Source organism: Nonomuraea sp. 3N208, from assembly GCF_052245935.1.
Lineage (GTDB): Bacteria > Actinomycetota > Actinomycetes > Streptosporangiales > Streptosporangiaceae > Nonomuraea.
In genome coordinates this window covers 295,796-311,870 of record NZ_JBQQBR010000006.1, presented here as the reverse complement: position 1 = coordinate 311,870, position 16,075 = coordinate 295,796, and the positions used below count along the sequence as shown (strand labels likewise).

General features: G+C 71.7%; 18 protein-coding genes. 6 read left to right on the top strand and 12 right to left on the bottom strand.

The features are described 5' to 3' along the window. Nucleotides 1–4: 4 nt before the first annotated feature. The 9 genes from ACTWPT_RS11455 to ACTWPT_RS11415 all read right to left on the bottom strand — a co-directional run bounded on the left by ACTWPT_RS11455 (nucleotide 5) and on the right by ACTWPT_RS11415 (nucleotide 7,795). Nucleotides 5–787: an HD domain-containing protein gene (locus ACTWPT_RS11455; RefSeq protein WP_443177265.1), complete on the bottom strand. Its 783-nt coding sequence runs from the start codon at nucleotides 785–787 to the stop codon at nucleotides 5–7. Further along, a complete protein-coding gene (locus ACTWPT_RS11450; RefSeq protein WP_443177264.1) occupies nucleotides 784–1,125 on the bottom strand; it encodes a PadR family transcriptional regulator in 342 nt (113 codons plus the stop codon). The genes ACTWPT_RS11455 and ACTWPT_RS11450 overlap by 4 nt, the downstream gene beginning before the upstream one ends. A 49-nt stretch (nucleotides 1,126–1,174) precedes the next feature. Beyond that, nucleotides 1,175–2,266 carry a ring-opening amidohydrolase gene (locus ACTWPT_RS11445; RefSeq protein ID WP_443177263.1) on the bottom strand — a complete coding sequence of 364 codons (1,092 nt, stop codon included), beginning with the start codon at nucleotides 2,264–2,266 and terminating at the stop codon, nucleotides 1,175–1,177. A gap of 95 nt (nucleotides 2,267–2,361) precedes the next feature. Beyond that, nucleotides 2,362–3,516, bottom strand: a complete 1,155-nt coding sequence (locus tag ACTWPT_RS11440) for an ABC transporter permease (protein WP_443177262.1) — start codon at nucleotides 3,514–3,516, stop codon at nucleotides 2,362–2,364. Then, nucleotides 3,503–4,195, bottom strand: coding sequence for an ABC transporter ATP-binding protein (locus ACTWPT_RS11435; RefSeq protein WP_443177261.1), 693 nt, complete (start codon nucleotides 4,193–4,195; stop codon nucleotides 3,503–3,505). Before ACTWPT_RS11435 ends, ACTWPT_RS11440 begins: the two co-directional genes overlap by 14 nt. After that, nucleotides 4,192–5,214, bottom strand: a complete 1,023-nt coding sequence (locus ACTWPT_RS11430) for a peptidoglycan-binding protein (protein ID WP_443177260.1) — start codon at nucleotides 5,212–5,214, stop codon at nucleotides 4,192–4,194. Before ACTWPT_RS11430 ends, ACTWPT_RS11435 begins: the two co-directional genes overlap by 4 nt. Continuing rightward, a complete protein-coding gene (locus tag ACTWPT_RS11425; RefSeq protein WP_443177259.1) occupies nucleotides 5,211–5,720 on the bottom strand; it encodes a hypothetical protein in 510 nt (169 codons plus the stop codon). Before ACTWPT_RS11425 ends, ACTWPT_RS11430 begins: the two co-directional genes overlap by 4 nt. Nucleotides 5,721–5,847: 127 nt before the next feature. Continuing rightward, nucleotides 5,848–7,140 carry a sensor histidine kinase gene (locus tag ACTWPT_RS11420; protein WP_443177258.1) on the bottom strand — a complete coding sequence of 431 codons (1,293 nt, stop codon included), beginning with the start codon at nucleotides 7,138–7,140 and terminating at the stop codon, nucleotides 5,848–5,850. Continuing rightward, nucleotides 7,121–7,795, bottom strand: coding sequence for a response regulator transcription factor (locus ACTWPT_RS11415; RefSeq protein WP_443177257.1), 675 nt, complete (start codon nucleotides 7,793–7,795; stop codon nucleotides 7,121–7,123). Before ACTWPT_RS11415 ends, ACTWPT_RS11420 begins: the two co-directional genes overlap by 20 nt. Nucleotides 7,796–7,837: 42 nt before the next feature. On the opposite strand from ACTWPT_RS11415, the gene ACTWPT_RS11410 reads away from it, so the two are divergent. From ACTWPT_RS11410 to ACTWPT_RS11400, 3 genes are read left to right on the top strand one after another with little or no spacing between them, the layout of a single operon-like run. Next, a complete protein-coding gene (locus ACTWPT_RS11410) occupies nucleotides 7,838–8,521 on the top strand; it encodes an alpha/beta fold hydrolase (RefSeq protein ID WP_443177256.1) in 684 nt (227 codons plus the stop codon). A gap of 43 nt (nucleotides 8,522–8,564) precedes the next feature. Next, on the top strand, nucleotides 8,565–9,650 hold the full coding sequence (locus tag ACTWPT_RS11405) for an FUSC family protein (protein ID WP_443177255.1): 1,086 nt from the start codon (nucleotides 8,565–8,567) through the stop codon (nucleotides 9,648–9,650). 34 nt (nucleotides 9,651–9,684) lie between these two features. Beyond that, nucleotides 9,685–10,770 carry an FUSC family protein gene (locus ACTWPT_RS11400; protein WP_443177254.1) on the top strand — a complete coding sequence of 362 codons (1,086 nt, stop codon included), beginning with the start codon at nucleotides 9,685–9,687 and terminating at the stop codon, nucleotides 10,768–10,770. A 63-nt stretch (nucleotides 10,771–10,833) separates the two neighbouring features. On the opposite strand, the gene ACTWPT_RS11395 is transcribed toward ACTWPT_RS11400, so the two are convergent. The 3 genes from ACTWPT_RS11395 to ACTWPT_RS11385 form a co-directional block, all read right to left on the bottom strand. Next, the gene (locus tag ACTWPT_RS11395; RefSeq protein ID WP_443177253.1) at nucleotides 10,834–11,214 is read right to left on the bottom strand and encodes a type II toxin-antitoxin system death-on-curing family toxin; all 381 of its coding nucleotides are present in this window, start codon (nucleotides 11,212–11,214) and stop codon (nucleotides 10,834–10,836) included. After that, on the bottom strand, nucleotides 11,211–11,408 hold the full coding sequence (locus ACTWPT_RS11390) for a FitA-like ribbon-helix-helix domain-containing protein (protein ID WP_443177252.1): 198 nt from the start codon (nucleotides 11,406–11,408) through the stop codon (nucleotides 11,211–11,213). Before ACTWPT_RS11390 ends, ACTWPT_RS11395 begins: the two co-directional genes overlap by 4 nt. 102 nt (nucleotides 11,409–11,510) lie before the next feature. Continuing rightward, a complete protein-coding gene (locus ACTWPT_RS11385) occupies nucleotides 11,511–12,680 on the bottom strand; it encodes a pyridoxal phosphate-dependent aminotransferase (protein WP_443177251.1) in 1,170 nt (389 codons plus the stop codon). A gap of 26 nt (nucleotides 12,681–12,706) precedes the next feature. Between ACTWPT_RS11385 and ACTWPT_RS11380 the strand changes: the two genes are divergently transcribed. From ACTWPT_RS11380 to ACTWPT_RS11370, 3 genes are read left to right on the top strand one after another with little or no spacing between them, the layout of a single operon-like run. Further along, the gene (locus ACTWPT_RS11380) at nucleotides 12,707–14,419 is read left to right on the top strand and encodes an alpha/beta hydrolase (protein ID WP_443177250.1); all 1,713 of its coding nucleotides are present in this window, start codon (nucleotides 12,707–12,709) and stop codon (nucleotides 14,417–14,419) included. Beyond that, the gene (locus ACTWPT_RS11375; RefSeq protein ID WP_443177249.1) at nucleotides 14,416–15,336 is read left to right on the top strand and encodes a DUF418 domain-containing protein; all 921 of its coding nucleotides are present in this window, start codon (nucleotides 14,416–14,418) and stop codon (nucleotides 15,334–15,336) included. Before ACTWPT_RS11380 ends, ACTWPT_RS11375 begins: the two co-directional genes overlap by 4 nt. After that, on the top strand, nucleotides 15,296–16,072 hold the full coding sequence (locus ACTWPT_RS11370; protein WP_443177248.1) for a carbon-nitrogen hydrolase family protein: 777 nt from the start codon (nucleotides 15,296–15,298) through the stop codon (nucleotides 16,070–16,072). The genes ACTWPT_RS11375 and ACTWPT_RS11370 overlap by 41 nt, the downstream gene beginning before the upstream one ends. The last annotated feature ends 3 nt before the right edge of the window (nucleotides 16,073–16,075 follow it).

Below are 16,075 nucleotides of genomic sequence, written 5' to 3'. Positions count from 1 at the left end.
GAGCCTACCTGCGCCGAGCTTCGGTCCGGAGGGTGCGGGCCAGGCGCGGCATGCCGGCGATCAGCCGGACCGCGAACCCCAGCCTGGCCCGCCGGCCCGGCAACGCGTGCAGCTCCCCCAGCCACTCCTCCAGCCACCGGCCCCGGGCCTCAGCCGGGAGCATGATGGCACCGGCTGTGATGACACGGAAGGACGCTCCTATCCCGCCCCGCCCGGACAGCGTGGCGGTGGACAGCCGCCGCAGCTCCTCCTCGACCTGCACCAGGCCCAGCCGCCCGGCGATGGGCACCACGACGTCCAGCGTCTCCCGCGACTTCCGCCGCTGCTTCTCCTCAGGCAGGAAGCGCAGCGTCCGATGGTTGTGCAGGCGATCGGCCAGTTTCAGCGTCAGCACGCGCTCGTCGGTCGAGGTCTCCCAGTCGGGGGCCCGGCGCTCGGGGTCGTCGAGCGTCAGGAAAGCGCGCAGCAGCTCCACGACCGGCTCCCCGAATTCGGCGAGCAGCTCCTCCTCCGTGCAGGCGGTGTCTTCCAGCACGTCATGCAGCAGCCCCGCGCAGATCAGCTCGTGGTCCATGCCGAGCTCGGCCAGGATCGTGGCGACGGCGATCGGGTGGGTGATGTACGGGTCGCCGCTCTGCCGCAGCTGGTCGCGATGCCAGTAGGCGGCCACCAGGTGGGCGTGCTGGACCAGGTCCAGTCGCTCGCCGGTCAGCCTCTCGCCGGCGGCGTCCAGCACTGGCTGGAGCCGGCCGTACAGGTTCGGTCCCCTGTCGTCGGCCCCGTTCATGACGCGACCTCGGGAGGCGGCAGCCAGGCGGGGACGGGCTGGCGGCGCGAGCGGTAGGCGCGGGCGATCGCGTCACGGGCCTGCTCCGCGCCGTCCGCGGTGATCAGGTAGTAGCGGCGGCGCGGGCGTCCCTCCGCCACGTGCGTCTCAGGATCCTCCCACCGGCTCTCCACCCAGCCGATCTGCTCCAGCCTGGCCAGGATCGGGTACAGGGTGCCGCTCGGCATCCCGGCCAGCTCGCACAGCTCCAGCCCGTAGCGTTCGCGCCCTGGGTCGTGGAGCAGGGCACGGAGAACCGCCTGGGTCGGCATGGTCATCCGTGGGCTATTACTCTTCATATCTCGTACTCTACATAGCTAGAGATGTGGCCTGGCGGCCACATTCCCCCTACCCGAGGTCGGAGATGGCCGCCACCGGGCCGCCGCCCGACGGGCCCTGATGTACGGCGGCGACCGAGACGAACACCGCAGGGTCACCCGTGACCGAGGCCGCCACCCCGCCGACGGCCGCCTTGATCTGGCGGTGCCAGTGCACGTCGGAGTCGTCCAGCATGATGTTGCGCCGGCCCCGCACCCGCCCGGACGGGTCGGCCTCGCACTTCATGAAGACGTTCACCAGCCTGCCGCCGAGGTCCGACGGGCGGGGCCGCTCGGGCAGCGGCAGCCCCGAGTCCCTGATGGCCTCCCAGATGCCGTCGGCGTCCAGGGCGTCCTTCATGACGCTGTGGCCGATGCGGTAGCGCCCGCCGATCCCCCGTACGTTGCCCACCAGCACGATCTGCGCCCGGTCCAGCTCCACCCCGGACGAGCAGGACGCCACGGACGAGTACAGCGACAGGTCCTTGTGGATCTGGTCGGCGCTGGGCATGTCGATCTCGCCGAGCGCCACGGCGATGCCGAGGGCGGTGGTGGAGTTCGACAGGTCCATGGAGGGGCCGGTCTCCTCGATGGCGGTGTCCTGGCCGCGGCTCTTGGCGTCGGTGATGGTGGCCAGGGTGAGCAGCGGTGTCTTGGTCTGCACGTAGTGGACGTCGCGCGGGTCGTCGATGCCGGCGATCTTCATGGCCTCGCGTACCCCGGCGGCGACCTTCTCCACCATGGCGGGGCGGCCGATGTCCTCGGGAAGGATGACCTCGCTCATCGCCACGCCGACCGACAGTCGCGGCTCCTCGGTGGCGGGGGCGTTCGCGGTGGTGGCGAAGATGGTCGCGTGCGGGCTGAGCACGCCGTCGGTGCCCCCCGACCACACCAGCGGCACGCTCTCCGGCGCCGGATGCCCGTGCTCGGCCAGCACCTCGCGGAAGGCGCGGTCGGCCAGGATGCGGGTGTAGTCGTTGACGCCGCCGTTGCCCTCGGTCTTGCCGACGACGGCGAGCACCCGCTCGGCCACGATCACGCCGTCGGCGATGAGCCGCGACAGCCCGGAGGCGTCGGTGACGCTCTCGATCGGCACCTTACGCACTTCGATCGGTTCCGGCATGCGACGTCCCTTTCCTCTGCGCCCGTTGGTGACGCTAACCGAGCCGGTCAGCGGGGTTCATGGGCAATGTCTGCCCATGAACCCCGCCGACCATGTCAAGGTGCGCTGAGCGCCACGGTCGGGGACAGCCGGGCGGCGCGGGCCGCGGGATAGATCCCGGCCACCCCGCCGACCAGCAGTGTGGCGGCGGCGGCCCCGGCCAGGGCCCAGGCGTCCAGAGTGGGCGGGAAGGCGTGGCCGAGCGCGTACCCGGTGGTGACCAGGGCGCCCAGCACGACGCCGGCCAGCCCCCCGAGCGCGGACAGCAGTAGCGACTCGGTGAGGAACTGCAGGCGTACGTCGGTCCTGGTGGCGCCGAGCGCGCGGCGCAGCCCGATCTCCCTGCGGCGTTCGAGCACGGAGATCACCATCGTGTTCGCGATGCCCACCCCGCCGACCAGCAGGGCGACCGCGCCCAGTCCGAGCAGGAGGTTCGTGAACGCCCCCGCGGCCGCCGCCCGTGCCGCCAGCGCGTCGGACGGCCGGGCGATCGTGGTCTCCTCCGGGTGCTCGGGATTGACGGTACGGGCGAGCACCGCTGCCACGCTCTCCACCGACTCCGGATCGGCCCGTACGTAGACCGTGGTCGGATGCCCGTCGAAGCCCAGGAGCTCGGCGGCGGCCGGCCAGCCGACCAGTGCCGACCGGTCGATCTCCGGCGCCAGCGGGAGCGTGTCGAGCACGCCCAGCACGGTGAACCAGCGGCGGCCCAGCCACACCTGGTCGCCGCCGCGTGCTCCCAGCCGCTGGGCGGCGACCGCGCCGAGCACGACGGTCGGGTAGCGGCTCGTGGCCTGGCTGAACCAGGCGCCCGTGCCCTGGAGGGTGTTCAGCAGGTGCTCGGTGGCGGCCTGCACGGCGACGCCGCCGGTGCGTTCCTGCGGGATCAGGTCGCTGCGGTAGATCCTGGCCTCCAGCTGGGCCGTCGCGGCGGCAGACCGTACCGGGCCGATCTGGCCGGTCATGGCGACGGCGGTCTCGGGCAGGCTGGCCTGCTCGCCCCTGACCGTCTGGCCGGGGGTGACGGTGAGGAGGTTGGTGCCGAGGTTGTCGAGCTTGCGCAGGAGGTCGGCGCGGCTGGAGGCGGAGATGCCGATGACCGCCACCATGGTGGCGATGCCGATCGCGATGCCCAGGGCGGACAGCACGGCCCGGCTGGGCCTGGTCCGCAGCCCGATGACGCCGAGCCGGAAGAGGTCACGCGGGTTCATGAGCGGTCTCCTCCACGATCAGGCCGTCGCGCATGCGGAGGCGGCGCGGCAGGGCGGCGGCCAGGTCGGCGTCGTGGGTGATGATCACGAGTGTGGCCGCCACGGCGAACAACACCCGCAACACCTCCGCCCCTGAGGCCGAGTCCAGGTTGCCCGTGGGCTCGTCGGCCAGGAGGAGTGCGGGCTCGCCGACGATCGCCCGCGCCACGGCGACGCGTTGTTGCTCGCCGCCCGACAACTCGTGCGGGCGGTGGTGGACGCGGTGTGCCAGGCCTACCCGCTCCAAGGCTTGCGCCGCCCGGCGTCTCCGCTCGCTCATCGGGATCCGCGCATAGAGGAGGCCGTCGGCGACGTTCTCCAGAGCGGTCAGGCCGGGGGTGAGGTGGAAGTGCTGGAAGACGAAGCCGATCGTCGAGGCCCGCAGCGCGGAGAGCCTCCGGTCGGGGAGCCGGGCGACGTCGTGGCCGGCGACGCGTACGGTGCCCGACGAGGGGCGGTCGAGGGTGCCCAGCAGGTGGAGCAGGGTCGACTTGCCTGAGCCGGACGGACCGACGACCGCCACCGCCTCGCCCGTCTCGACCCTGAGATCCACACCTCGCAACGCCTCGACCCCGCCCGAGTACACCTTCGTGACCCCGAGCAGTTCCGCCACCGACGGCGGCTTTGCGGTGTCGGTCATGACGCCGGCACCTCCACCTTCATGCCCTCGCTCAGCCCGGCGCCCGTGACCTCGACCCGGCCTCCGGCGAACAGCCCGGGCTTGACGGCGATCACGGCGCCCTGCTGGGAGCGCACGCCGTACCCGCCCTCGCGCAGGGCCAGCAGGGCCTCCACCGGGACCGACAACACGTCCTCGCGAGTCTCGCTCCGCAGGTCCACCGTGACGGGCACCTCCCGCAGCGCTCCGGTCGCGCCGCGCGGGGCGACCTCGACGTCTACGGTGACGCTGTCCTCGGACACCTCCGCCACCACTCCGACCTTGCTGATCGTGCCCTTGAGCCGGGTGCCGTCGGGCAGCTCCATCTCGACCTCCGCCCCCTTCCTGGCCAGATGCTGGTCGGCGATGTCGAGGTCGATGGTCACGACCCGCCGGGTGCTGCGGACCACGAGGAGTTCGGCTCCGGCCGAGACCGGATCGCCCACTTGGGCTTTCGTCTGCTTCACCCAGGCCGGGCCGGGCAGTACGGCGACTTGGGCGGCGTCCACGGCGCCGGTGACCGGCAGTTTCCTGTCGGCCTGCCAGCCGGCGACGGCGGCGGCGGTGGCCGTGGTGAAGTGGTCGTCCACGGTCAGGCCGGCGGCATAGCCGAGGGCTTTGAGGTTGCGTTCGAGCTGGAGGACGTCCGCGCCGTTAACGCCCACGGACAGCTCCCGATAGATCGGCATTTTTCCGTAGAAGAGGGTGACCGGGCCGCGATCGACCGCGTACAAGGTCTGGCCGCGCTTGACCGAGGTGCCCTTGTCCTTGATCGCGGTCAGCGTGCCGGAGCGCCCGGCCCGGAGCACACGTTCGTCGGCGTAGGCCAGCATGCCGTCCACGGTCTCGGAGTCGGCCAGGTCCTCTCTCGTCACCTCGGCGTACGCGGGGGCGGTGGTCGGGGAAGGGGCGGCGGCGGGCTCGCCACCGCCGAGCGTGACGGCGAGCGCCGCCACCGACCCGGCGCTCACGACGGCTCCGGCCAGGACCGCGCGTCTCACTTGGTCCCCCCGGACTTCTTCTCGCCCAGCAGCGGCCGGCACTTCTCGTCGGCGGTCTTGAACTGGCTGGTGTTCCTGCCGGGCAGGTCGCCGCTGTCGGGCCAGCGGGCGTCGCCGTTCACGACGACGGGGTCGGGCCAGTTCAGGCCCTGCTCGCGCATGCAGCGCGCGTAGGCGAGCATGCCGTCAAGCGATTGCTGGTCGTTGTCGCGGTTCACGGTCTCGGCGGGCGCCAGCGACCGGCAGGCCGTCATGGCCTTCTCCATCAGCTCCCGCCCTGCCTGGTCGGCGTCGTCGACGTCGACCCGCTCCCCCGGGGCCGGGTCCTCGACCTTGAGCCCCTGGTCTCGCAGGCATTGCGCGAATTTCAGCACGTCCGCGCTCGCCGACGGCGACGACGTGGCGGACGCGGGCCCACCCACGGACGCGACACCGTCCCCGGGCGGGGCGGCGGCGCAGCCTGTCGTCACCGCAAGAAAGATCAGCGCCATCAAGCACCTGATCATGGTCGGTCACCTCCCGCGCGGGGAACGGTCGTCCCCGTGCGGACTCAGGTGTAGGCGGCGGGTCTAATCCGGGCTCAAACCCCGCCTGAGGGTTTTCTAAACAGCCCCGGAGCGGAGGCCAGAGGGGCTACTCGAGCGGGAGCCGGACGGAGAAGGTCGTGCCGCCGCCCGGAGTGGACGCGACGCCTGCGGAGCCTGCGTGGGCGGCCACGACTGCCTGGACGATCGCCAGCCCCAGCCCTGACCCCTCACGCGAGCGGGCTCCCGGCGCCCGGTAGAAGCGCTCGAACACCCTGGCCGCCTCGTCCTCGGCCAGCCCGGGGCCGTGGTCGGCGACCTCCAGCACAGCGTGCCCGTCCTGGTGCCGGACCCGTACCTCGACGGCGGTCCCCGGCGGGGTGTGCGTGAGCGCGTTGCGTACGAGATTGCGCAGTACCTGCCCCAGCTCGGCCGCATCCCCCAGGACCACGAACGCCGTGTCCTCGCCGAACGCGAAGGTGATGTCGCGATCGGGCGCCAGCACCCGCGCGTCGCGTACCACCTCGGCGGCCAGCGGCAGCAGGTCCACGGGCAAGCGTTCGCGCGGTCGCTCGGCGTCGAGCCGGGCGAGGACGAGCAGGTCGTCCACGAGCGCCCCCATCCGCCTGGCCTCCTCCTCGATCCGCCGCACCTGGTCACTGCCGGCGTGCCGCAGGAAGTGCTCGGCGTAGCCGCGGACGACGGCCACCGGGGTACGCAGCTCGTGGCTGGCGTCGGCCACGAAACGCCGCATCCGCTCCTCCGACTCCCGCCGGGCGGCGAAGGCGGCCTCGATCCTGGCCAGCATGTCGTTGAGCGCGGTCCCGAGCCGGCCGACCTCGGTACGGGGGTCCACGTGGGGCACGCGCCGCGACAGGTCGCCGTCGGCGATCTGCCGGGCCGCGTTCTCGATCTCGGCCAGCGGCCGCAGGCTCCGCCGTACGAAGACGAGCCCGGCCGCGGCCAGCACCACCACGACCACGCCCCCGGCGAGCAGCTCGATCATGCCGAGCAGCCCGATGGTGGCGTCGATCTCGCGCAGATCCATGGCGACGACGATCGACTGGCCGCCCGGCCGGGTGTCGACGAGCACGCGCCACTCGCCAGTCGTGTACGGCTCCCGCTCGGCCCGTGGCACCTCGGGCGGCCCGCCCGGGTCCCCGCTGATCACGGCCCCGGTGGCGTCGCGGATCTGGAAGACATAACCGGTGGGCCGCCGCGTCGGGCGGTCGTCGGCCGGGCTGGCCTGGGCGAGCGTCCTGAGCTGCAGGTCGGCCTTCTCCACGAGCTCGGCACGGAGCAGGACCAGGCTGGCCACGCCGATCGCGACCAGGGCGAGCACCACGAGGGCGACCGTCCCGGCGATCAGCCGCACCCGCAGGCTACGGAACGCGGAGAACATAGCCCACCGAGCGCACCGTGTGGATCAGCCGCGGCTGGATGGAGTCGACCTTCCTGCGCAGGAGCGACACGTACTGCTCGACGATGCCGGGATTGCCGCTGAAGTCGGGATCCCACACGTGCTCGAGGATCTGGGCGCGGGACAACACCCGGTTGTGGTTGATCATGAAGTATCGCAGCAGCTGGAACTCCGTCGCCGACAGATGGATCTGCCTGCCCGACCGCCACACGGTGTGCGCGGCCTGGTCGAGCTCCAGGTCGGCGACCGCCAGCCGGACCGGGGCCGCCGTGCTGCTCCGGCTGCGGCGCAGCAGCGCGTGGATGCGGGCGATCAGCTCCTCGAGGCTGAAGGGCTTGGTGACGTAGTCGTCGCCGCCGGCCGTCAGTCCGCGTACCTTGTCCGGGGTGGCGTCCCTGGCGGTCAGGAAGAGCACGGGGGTGCGGTCGCCGCCGCCGCGCAGCCGCCGCACCACGTCGAATCCGTCCAGGTCGGGCAGCATGACATCCAGCACGATCAGGTCGGGCGCGTGCCGCTGCGTGAGGCGTACCGCCTCGCGCCCGTCCGCGGCGGCCACCACCTCGAACCCCTCGCGCAGGCAGCCGACGAGCAGCTCGCGCAGGCTGGGTTCGTCCTCCACGACGAGCAACGTGTCCATGGCCGACAGGTTAGGCAGCAAAGCTCAACGTAATCTAAACGTGTGATTCGCGAAGCACACGTCAACGGGATCAAGCTCGTCTACCGGGAGGAGGGTGATCCCGCCGCTCCCGCGCTGCTGCTGATCCACGGCCGCACCGCGAACCACAATGACTGGAACGGCATCACCCAGCACTTCGCCGCCCGCTACCACGTGCTCGTCCCCGACCTGCGGGGGCACGGGGCCAGCGACCACCCGGGCGCGTACGCGCTGCCGGACCTGGCCCAGGACATCGCGGGCCTGCTCGATCACGTGAAGGTGGAACGGGCGACGGTGATCGGGCACTCGCTGGGCGGCATCGTGGCTTACCAACTGGCCATGAACCATCCCGACCGGGTCGAGCGGCTCGTCCTGGAGGACGTGCCGCCGCCGCTGCCGCTCGAGGGCCGTGCGCCCATCGTGGAGGACGGCTCAACGGGGTTCGACTGGCGCATGATGCACGACACCGAACGGCAGTTCCTCGACCCCGATCCCGCCTGGCTGGAGGGGCTGGCCAGGATCACCGCGCCGACGCTGGTGATCTCGGGCGGGGCGGCGAGCCCGTTCGACGCCGCGGGCCTGGCCGCGCGGATCCCGGGCGCGCGGCTGGTGACGATCGAGGCCGGGCACCTCGTCCACGCCACCGACCGGCGGTCGTTCCTGCGGGCGGTCGGCGACTTTGTGAACGACCGCCTCACCACGCCGTAACGCGCGCGTTACCCGCGGGGGCAAGGGTAGGGGGGTGGTCGAGATGCACGTGCACGAGCGCCTGAGCAGGTTGCGGCTGATGGCGCCGCCGATCGGCCAGTGTGCCGTGGCCGCCGCCCTCGCCTGGCTCGTGGCCAAGGACGTGCTCGGGCACGGCCGCCCGTTCTTCGCGCCCATCGCGGTCGTCGTGTGCATCGGCGTGGGGCTCGGGCAGCGGCTGCGGCGGGTGGTCGAACTCGTCGTCGGGGTCAGTGTGGGCGTCGGTGTGGGCGACCTGCTGGTGTCCTGGATCGGTTCGGGGGCGTGGCAGATCGCGCTGGTGGTGGGGCTGGCGATGGCGGCGGCGGTGCTGCTCGACAGCGGCTCGCTGATCGTGCTCCAGGCCGGGTCGTCGGCGGTCCTCGTGGCGACGCTGCTGCCGCCGAGCGGCACGGGAGGGATCGACCGGATGGCAGACGCCCTGGTGGGCGGCCTCATGGGGCTGGCCGCGGTGGCGCTGCTGTCGGCCAGCCCGTCGGCGCTGGCGCATCGGCACGCGGCGGGGATGTTCGACGCGCTCGCCGACGCCCTGCGGGGGATCGCGGAGGCCATCGAGAAGTCCCAGTCGGACCTGGCTGCCGAGGCGCTCGAGGCCGCGCGGGGCAGCCAGACGAACGTGGAGGAATTCAAGCAGGCGCTGGAGACCAGCCGGGAGATCGCCACCATCTCGCCCTTGCACCGGCACCGCCGTACCAAGCTGGAGGGGTACGAGAAGGCCGCCGTGCCGCTCGATCACGCGCTGCGCAACGCCAGGGTGCTGGCCAGGCGGGCCATCGTGGCGCTCGACGGCTCCAGCGCAATGCCGCCCTGGCTGCCGGGGTCACTGCGCGCGCTGGCCGACGCCACGCTGCTGCTCAGGGACGAGCTGGCCGACGGGCGCACACCGGAAGAGGCCCGTGATGCGATCCTGGCGGTGGCGACGCGGCAGGAGGCCGAGCGGTGGGGGTTCTCGGCGAACGTGATGATCGCGCAGGTGCGGTCGATCACCGTGGATCTGTTGCAGGCCACCGGCACCGAACGCGAGGAGGCGGTGGCCGCCCTGCCTCTGCTGGACGCCCCCAGCGAAAAGGACGTATCCGGGGGGACGTGACCTTAATGTCACAAACATCCGCCAAGGTAGAAGGGTGCGAAACTGGCTCAGCGATCACGTGAAGGACCGGCTGGGCACGTTCGGCCTCATGGTGCCGTCCATCGCACAGTGCGCGGTCGGCGCCGCGCTGGCCTGGATCATCGCCAGGGAGCTGCTCGGCCACCCGCAGCCGTTCTTCGCGCCGATCTCCGTACTGATCTGTGTGGGCATCGGCCTGGGACAGCGGCTGCGCCGGGTCGTCGAGCTGGTCGTGGGCGTCAGCCTCGGCGTCGGCGTGGGCGACCTGCTGGTGTCCGGGATCGGCTCGGGCCCGTGGCAGATCGCGCTGGTGGTGGCGCTGGCGATGACCATCGCGGGGCTGCTGGACAGCGGGGCGCTGTTCGTGGCCCAGGCCGGGTCGTCGGCGGTCCTGGTGGCCACGCTGGTGCCCGGCGCGGGCGCGGGCGGGCTGGACCGGATGCTCGACGCGCTGACCGGCGGCCTCATCGGGATCGCGGCGGTCGCGCTGCTGCCCGCGAGCCCTTTCGCGATCGCGGCCAAGCACCTGTCCGGGGTGCTCGACGCGCTGTCCACGGTGCTGGAGCGGGCCGCGGACGCCATCGAGAAGCGGGACGTGGACCTGGCTGCGGAGGCGCTGGAGGAGGCGCGCGGCACGCAGGCGGCGGTGGAGGAGTTCGAGCAGGCGCTGGAGACCAGCAAGGAGATCACCATGATCTCGCCGCTGCACTGGCACCGGCGGGCCCGGCTGGCCCGGTACGAGACCGCCGCCGTGCCCGTCGACCTGGCCCTGCGTAACGCCCGGGTGCTCAGCAGGCGCACGCTGGCCTCGCTCGGCGAGGCGAGCCCGCCCCCGGCCGCGCTGGCCGAGGCTATGCGTGAGGTGTCGGAGGCGGCCCTGCTGCTGCAGCTGGAGCTGGGGGCGGAGCGGGAGCCGACGCTGGCGCGGCAGGCGCTGCTGGCGGTGGCGGCGCGGGAGCGGCCGGAGCAGCTGGGCTTCTCAGCCCATGTGATCATCGCGCAGCTGCGGTCCGTGGTCGTGGATCTGCTGCAGGCGACCGGGATGGAGCACGTGGAGGCCACGGCGGCGCTGACGCCGCTCGACAAGCCCGACGAGGCGTGAGGCCGTTCAGGAGGGCGGGCTCTCGAGAGGGCGGAGTCGCGGGACGAGGGGTCTGACGGGGTCTCAGGATGACGGGATGAAGGTGCGCAGGACGTCGGCGATCTCGTCGACCTCGGTGATTTTGCCCGAGGCGACGGCGATGACGAGGTCATATGCCGAGTCGTCGTCGGTGTCGAGCACGACGCCGTTGAAGCGGAGGAAGACGTCCGTCGCCAGCCAGGACAGCCGTTTGTTGCCGTCGATGAGCGGGTGATTGACCGCCAACGACTGGAGCAGCGCCGCGGCCTTCGTCATGAGGTCGGGGTAGGCCTCGTGGCCGAACATGGCGGTGGTCGGCCGATGGACCGCCGAGTCGAGCAGGCCGAGGTCCCGAACCGCGAGCGCGTCGCCCAGCTCCGCCTCGGCCAGCTCGAGGACCTGCTCCAGCGTGAGATATCTGGTCATTCGCCCAGCCGATCGAGCACATTCCGCCAGCGCTCCCTGGACTTCGCGCCAAGGCGGCGGACCTCCTCGTCGGCGCTGTGCCTGGCCAGATAGTCGTCGACGGCCGCGAGCACCACTTGCTGCATGCTTCGCCCCTCCGCCTCCGCGCGCTTGCGAAGGGCCTCGGTCTGCTCGTCACTCAAGCGAAGGGTCATAGCCATATCCCCAGCGTAGGCGCGAGGCGGTATCACTGCGATACCGCATGCCGAGGTTTACTCTACGTGACGATGTGATGACCAACCGCAATACAAGCGGACTCAGGCCCCCGAGAGACGCTTGAGCCGGGTTACGGCCTCGTCGATGACCTCCTCCTTCTTGCAGAAGGCGAACCTGACGAAGTGCCGGCCGCGCTCGGGATGCTCGTAGAAAACTTGGGTGGGGATCGCCACCACCCCGGCCAGCTCCGGCAGCCTCCTCGTCAGGTCCAGCCCGTCGGCGAACCCGAGCGGCCTGATGTCGGTCTGCACGAAATAGGTGCCCGCCGGCTTGAGCACCTCGAACCCGGCCGCCGCCAGCCCCTCCATGAGCCGGTCACGCTTGTCCTGGAGCCCGGAGCGCAGCGCGGCCACCCACTCCAGCTCCTGCCGCAGACCGTACGCGACCGCCAGCTGCCACGGCGCGCTCGCGGTGAACGTGAGGAACTGCTTGACCGTCTGCACCGCCGTGACCAGCGGCGCGGGCGCACACACCCAGCCGGTCTTCCACCCGGTTACCGAGAACGTCTTGCCCGCCGAGGAGACCGCCACGGTGCGCTCCCGCATGCCGGGCAGCGTGGCCAGCGGAATGTGCTCGACTCCGTCGAACGTCAGGTGCTCGTACACCTCGTCGGTGATCGCCACCAGATCCCGCTCCTGGCAGAGCTCGGCGATGACGGTCAGCTCGGCGCGGGTGAACACGGTCCCCGTGGGGTTGTGCGGCGAGTTGACCAGGATGGCACGGGTGCGCGGCGTGACGGCGGCACGCAGCTCGTCCGGGTCGAAGGTGAAACGGCCCGCGACCGGCCGCAGCGTGACGGCCACCAGCCGGGCCTGGGCCAGCGCGATCGAGGCGGCGTAGGAGTCGTAGTAGGGCTCGAACGCGATCACCTCGTCGCCCGGCTCGCACAGTGCCAGCACGCTCGCCGCGATGGCCTCGGTAGCGCCCACGGTGACGAGGATCTCGCCGGCCGGATCGTAGGACAGCCCGTAATGCTCGGCCCGGTGCTCCGAGACGGCACGGCGCAGCTCGGGCATCCCGGGCCCCGGGGGATATTGGTTGGCGCCCGACGTGATCGCCTGGACCGCGCGATCGAGCATCGCCGCCGGCCCGTCGGTGTCGGGGAAGCCCTGACCGAGGTTGATCGACCCGGTCTGAACGGCGAGCGCGCTCATCTCGGCGAAAATCGTCGTCCCGAAGGCGCGCATCCTGGCCACAAGAGGTTCCGTCACAACGCCAGACTATTAGTCTTCCTTGCGTGATCGCTCGGGTCGTGCTCGCCCTCGCCCTGTCTGTGCCTGCCGTCATGACCTTCACCCCACCGTCCGCCGCGCCCCGGCTAGGCGGCTGCCCGGTCGCCATGCCGCCCCGCACCACCTGCGGGTTCCTCGTCGTCCCCGAGCGCAGGGACGCCCCGGACAGGAAGATCAAGGTCGGCTACGCCGTGCGCTCTTCGACCGCGAAGGGGCGCAAACCGGACCCGGTCGTGTATATGAGCGGCGGCCCGGGATCGGCGTCGATCCAGCTCACCGGTTTCCTGAGCGCGATGTTCCCGGACCGTGACGTGGTGACGATCGAGCAGCGCGGCGGCCCGCACTCCGAGCCCGTGCTGGGCTGCCCCGAGACGGCCGCGGCGCTGCTCGGGCAGCTGCGCACGCCGCCCGCCGACGTGGGCGCGGCCGCCGTCAAGTGCCGGGACCGGCTCCGCGAACAGGGCATCGACCTGCGGGGGTACAACACGAAGGAGATGGTGGCCGACGTCGTCGCGTTACGTCGGGAGCTCGGCTATGCGTCGTGGAACCTGTTCGGCGTCAGCTACTCGACGAGGGTCATGCTGGACGTGGCCGCGGCCGACCCGGAGGGCACCCGCACCGTGGTGCTGGACTCGTTCCTGCCGGAGCGCGTCGCCTGGTACGACGACGCCGAACGCAACCTCGCGGACACGATGACCCTGCTCGGCGTCCGGGACGAATCCGCGGCCATGACCGCCAGGCTGAACGCAGCACCGGCGCGGGTGCCGGTCCCCGACCCGGTGCTCGGCAGGGGGTTCACGGCGCGGATGACCGGCGACGACGTGGCCACGATCATGGCGGAGGCGCTGCACGAGGCTGACGTCGCCGCGGTGGCGCCGGCGCTGGTCCCGGCGCTGGCCGGCGGGCACGACGAGCTGCTGCGGCCGCTGGCGGACGCCGTGGGCGAAGGGCTGACCTCGCACGCGTTCGGGCTGTATCACGCGGTGCAGTGCCAGGACGAGGTCCCGTTCAACACCTTCACCGCCAAGTCCCGGCTCTTCACCGTGAACGCCGACAGAGCGGTGTGCGACGCGTGGCGGCTCCCCAAGTCCACGCCGGTCAACAGCGCTCCCAAGGGCCCGGTGCTCGTGCTCGGCGGCCGGTACGACCCCACCACCCCGCCCAGGACCAGCAGACCCGCCGCCGAGGCGCTGCCCGCCGGCCGCTTCGCCGAGATCCCCGGCGCCGCGCACGCCGTCTTCCTCACCAGTGCATGCGCCCGAAGGAAGATCGTCGACTTCGTGGCCGATCCGGTCTCCAACACCGCCGCGCCCTGCCTGGACGACGCCGACCGGCCTGGCGACCTGCACGTGACCGGCGCCCCCTACCAGATCTCCCGGTCGCCGTGGCTGGCCGCGCCGTTCGGGTTGTTCGCGCTCGCGGCACTGGTCCAGCTGGTGACGGGCGCGCTGAGGGGCCGGTCGGTGGCGGCCTTCGGCGGGCTGGCGGGCGTGGCGTTCGCCGGGCTGGTGGCGCAGTCCGTGTACGACCAGGCGGTCAGGAACGAGACGGCTCTGGCCGTCGGCGTCCCCGGCGTGGTCGGCATGTACACGTGGATCGCGGTCGCCTCGGCCGTGCTGACCGCGGCGGTCTTGCTCCGCGATCGCCGATGGCCGCAGATCGCCGCGACCGTCATCAGCGGCGGATTCCTCGTATGGTGGTTCACCTGGGTCCTATGACGCGCATCCGAGAGTTCGATGCCCTCCGCGGCTTCGCGGTGGGCGGCATCATGCTGGTCAACACCTGGCAGCACACCCCGCATGAGCCGCCGAACACCCTCGACTGGACCATCGAGGCGTTCCTCCAGAGCCGGTTCTACCCGATCTTCTCGTTTCTGTTCGGCATCAGCTTCATGCTCTTCCTGCGCGGCAACAGCCGGTGGGCGCTGCTGAGCCGGCTGTTCTGGTTGTTCTGCATCGGGCTGATCCAGCACACGTTCTACGAGGGCGAGGTGCTCACCGACTACGCCTTCTACGGGGCGGTGGTGCTGCTGCCCGCCACGTTCCTGGCGCCGGGGGCGCCGGTGCTGCTGCTGGGGCTGGCGACGATCACGTGGGCGTTGCTGGTGGGCGGGGGGCCGCTGCTGATCCCCGGACTGTTCCTTGTCGGCATGGCCCTGTGGGAGCTGCGGCCACCCAGGTGGCTGCTGCTGCCGGGGTTCGCGGCGGCAGCAGTGGCCACCGCGCTGCTGACCTCCGCGTGGGCCTTCACCAACGAGTGGCTCGCCTACAGCATGGCCGCGCTGGCCGGGGCGGCTGCGTACTCGCTGGGGCTGCTGCTGGCACTGCGGCCATGGTTGTCGGCGGTGCTGGAGCCCCTGGGGAAGATGGCGCTGACGAACTACGTCACAGGCACCGCGGTAATCGTCCTGACCGGGCCGGTGCGGGAGGCCGACCCGACCCGCTGGGCGGTGGTGGCCGTGGCGCTGGTGACCGTGGCCGTGCAGGTGGTGCTCAGCCGGTGGTGGCTGGCGCGGTTCAGGTACGGTCCGCTCGAGTGGGTCTGGCGGTGCCTGACCCGGTTCCGGCTGGTGCCCAACAAGCTAGAGTCGGGCCGTGACCACAATCGCCCTCTGCCAGATCCCGGTGTCACCTGACCCGTCGACGAACCTCAAGAGGGTCAGGGAGGCGCTCTCCCGAGCCGAAGGGGCCGACCTGGCCATCTTCCCCGAGGCCACGCTCACCCGCTACGGACGGCGCATCACGAGCCTGGCCGAGCCGCTGGACGGGCCGTTCGTGTCGGGCCTGGCCGAGGCGGCACGCGAGCACGGCACGGCGGTGATCGCCGGCGTGTTCTCGCCGGGCGAGGGACGCGTGCACAACACGGCCGTGGCCATCGACGCCCAGGGAGCCATTAAGGCGGCGTACCGGAAGATCCACCTGTTCGACTCGTTCGGTGCGAAGGAGTCGGACCTGGTCGCGCCCGGCGCCGAGCCGGTCGTCGTGGAGCTGGCCGGGCTCAGGGTGGGGCTGATCACCTGCTACGACATCCGTTTCCCCGAGCTGGCCAGGGCGCTGGTCGACAAGGGCGCGGAGCTGTTCGCGGTGATCGCGGCCTGGGGTTCCGGGCCGCTGAAGGAGGACCACTGGGTGACCCTCGTCAGGGCGCGGGCCTTGGAGAACACGACGTGGACCGCGGCCGTCGGCCAGGCGCCCAACCCGGCCGAGTCGTCCGACGGCTACGGCGTGGGCCGCAGCATGCTGGTGGACCCGCTGGGCGTGGTCCGCGCCGACCTCGGCACCGCGCCCGGCGTGCAGGTGGTGCGGGTGGACCCGGAATGGACCGCCACGGCCCGGGCCACGCTCCCGTGCTTGGAACACCGGGTTTTGTAGGGG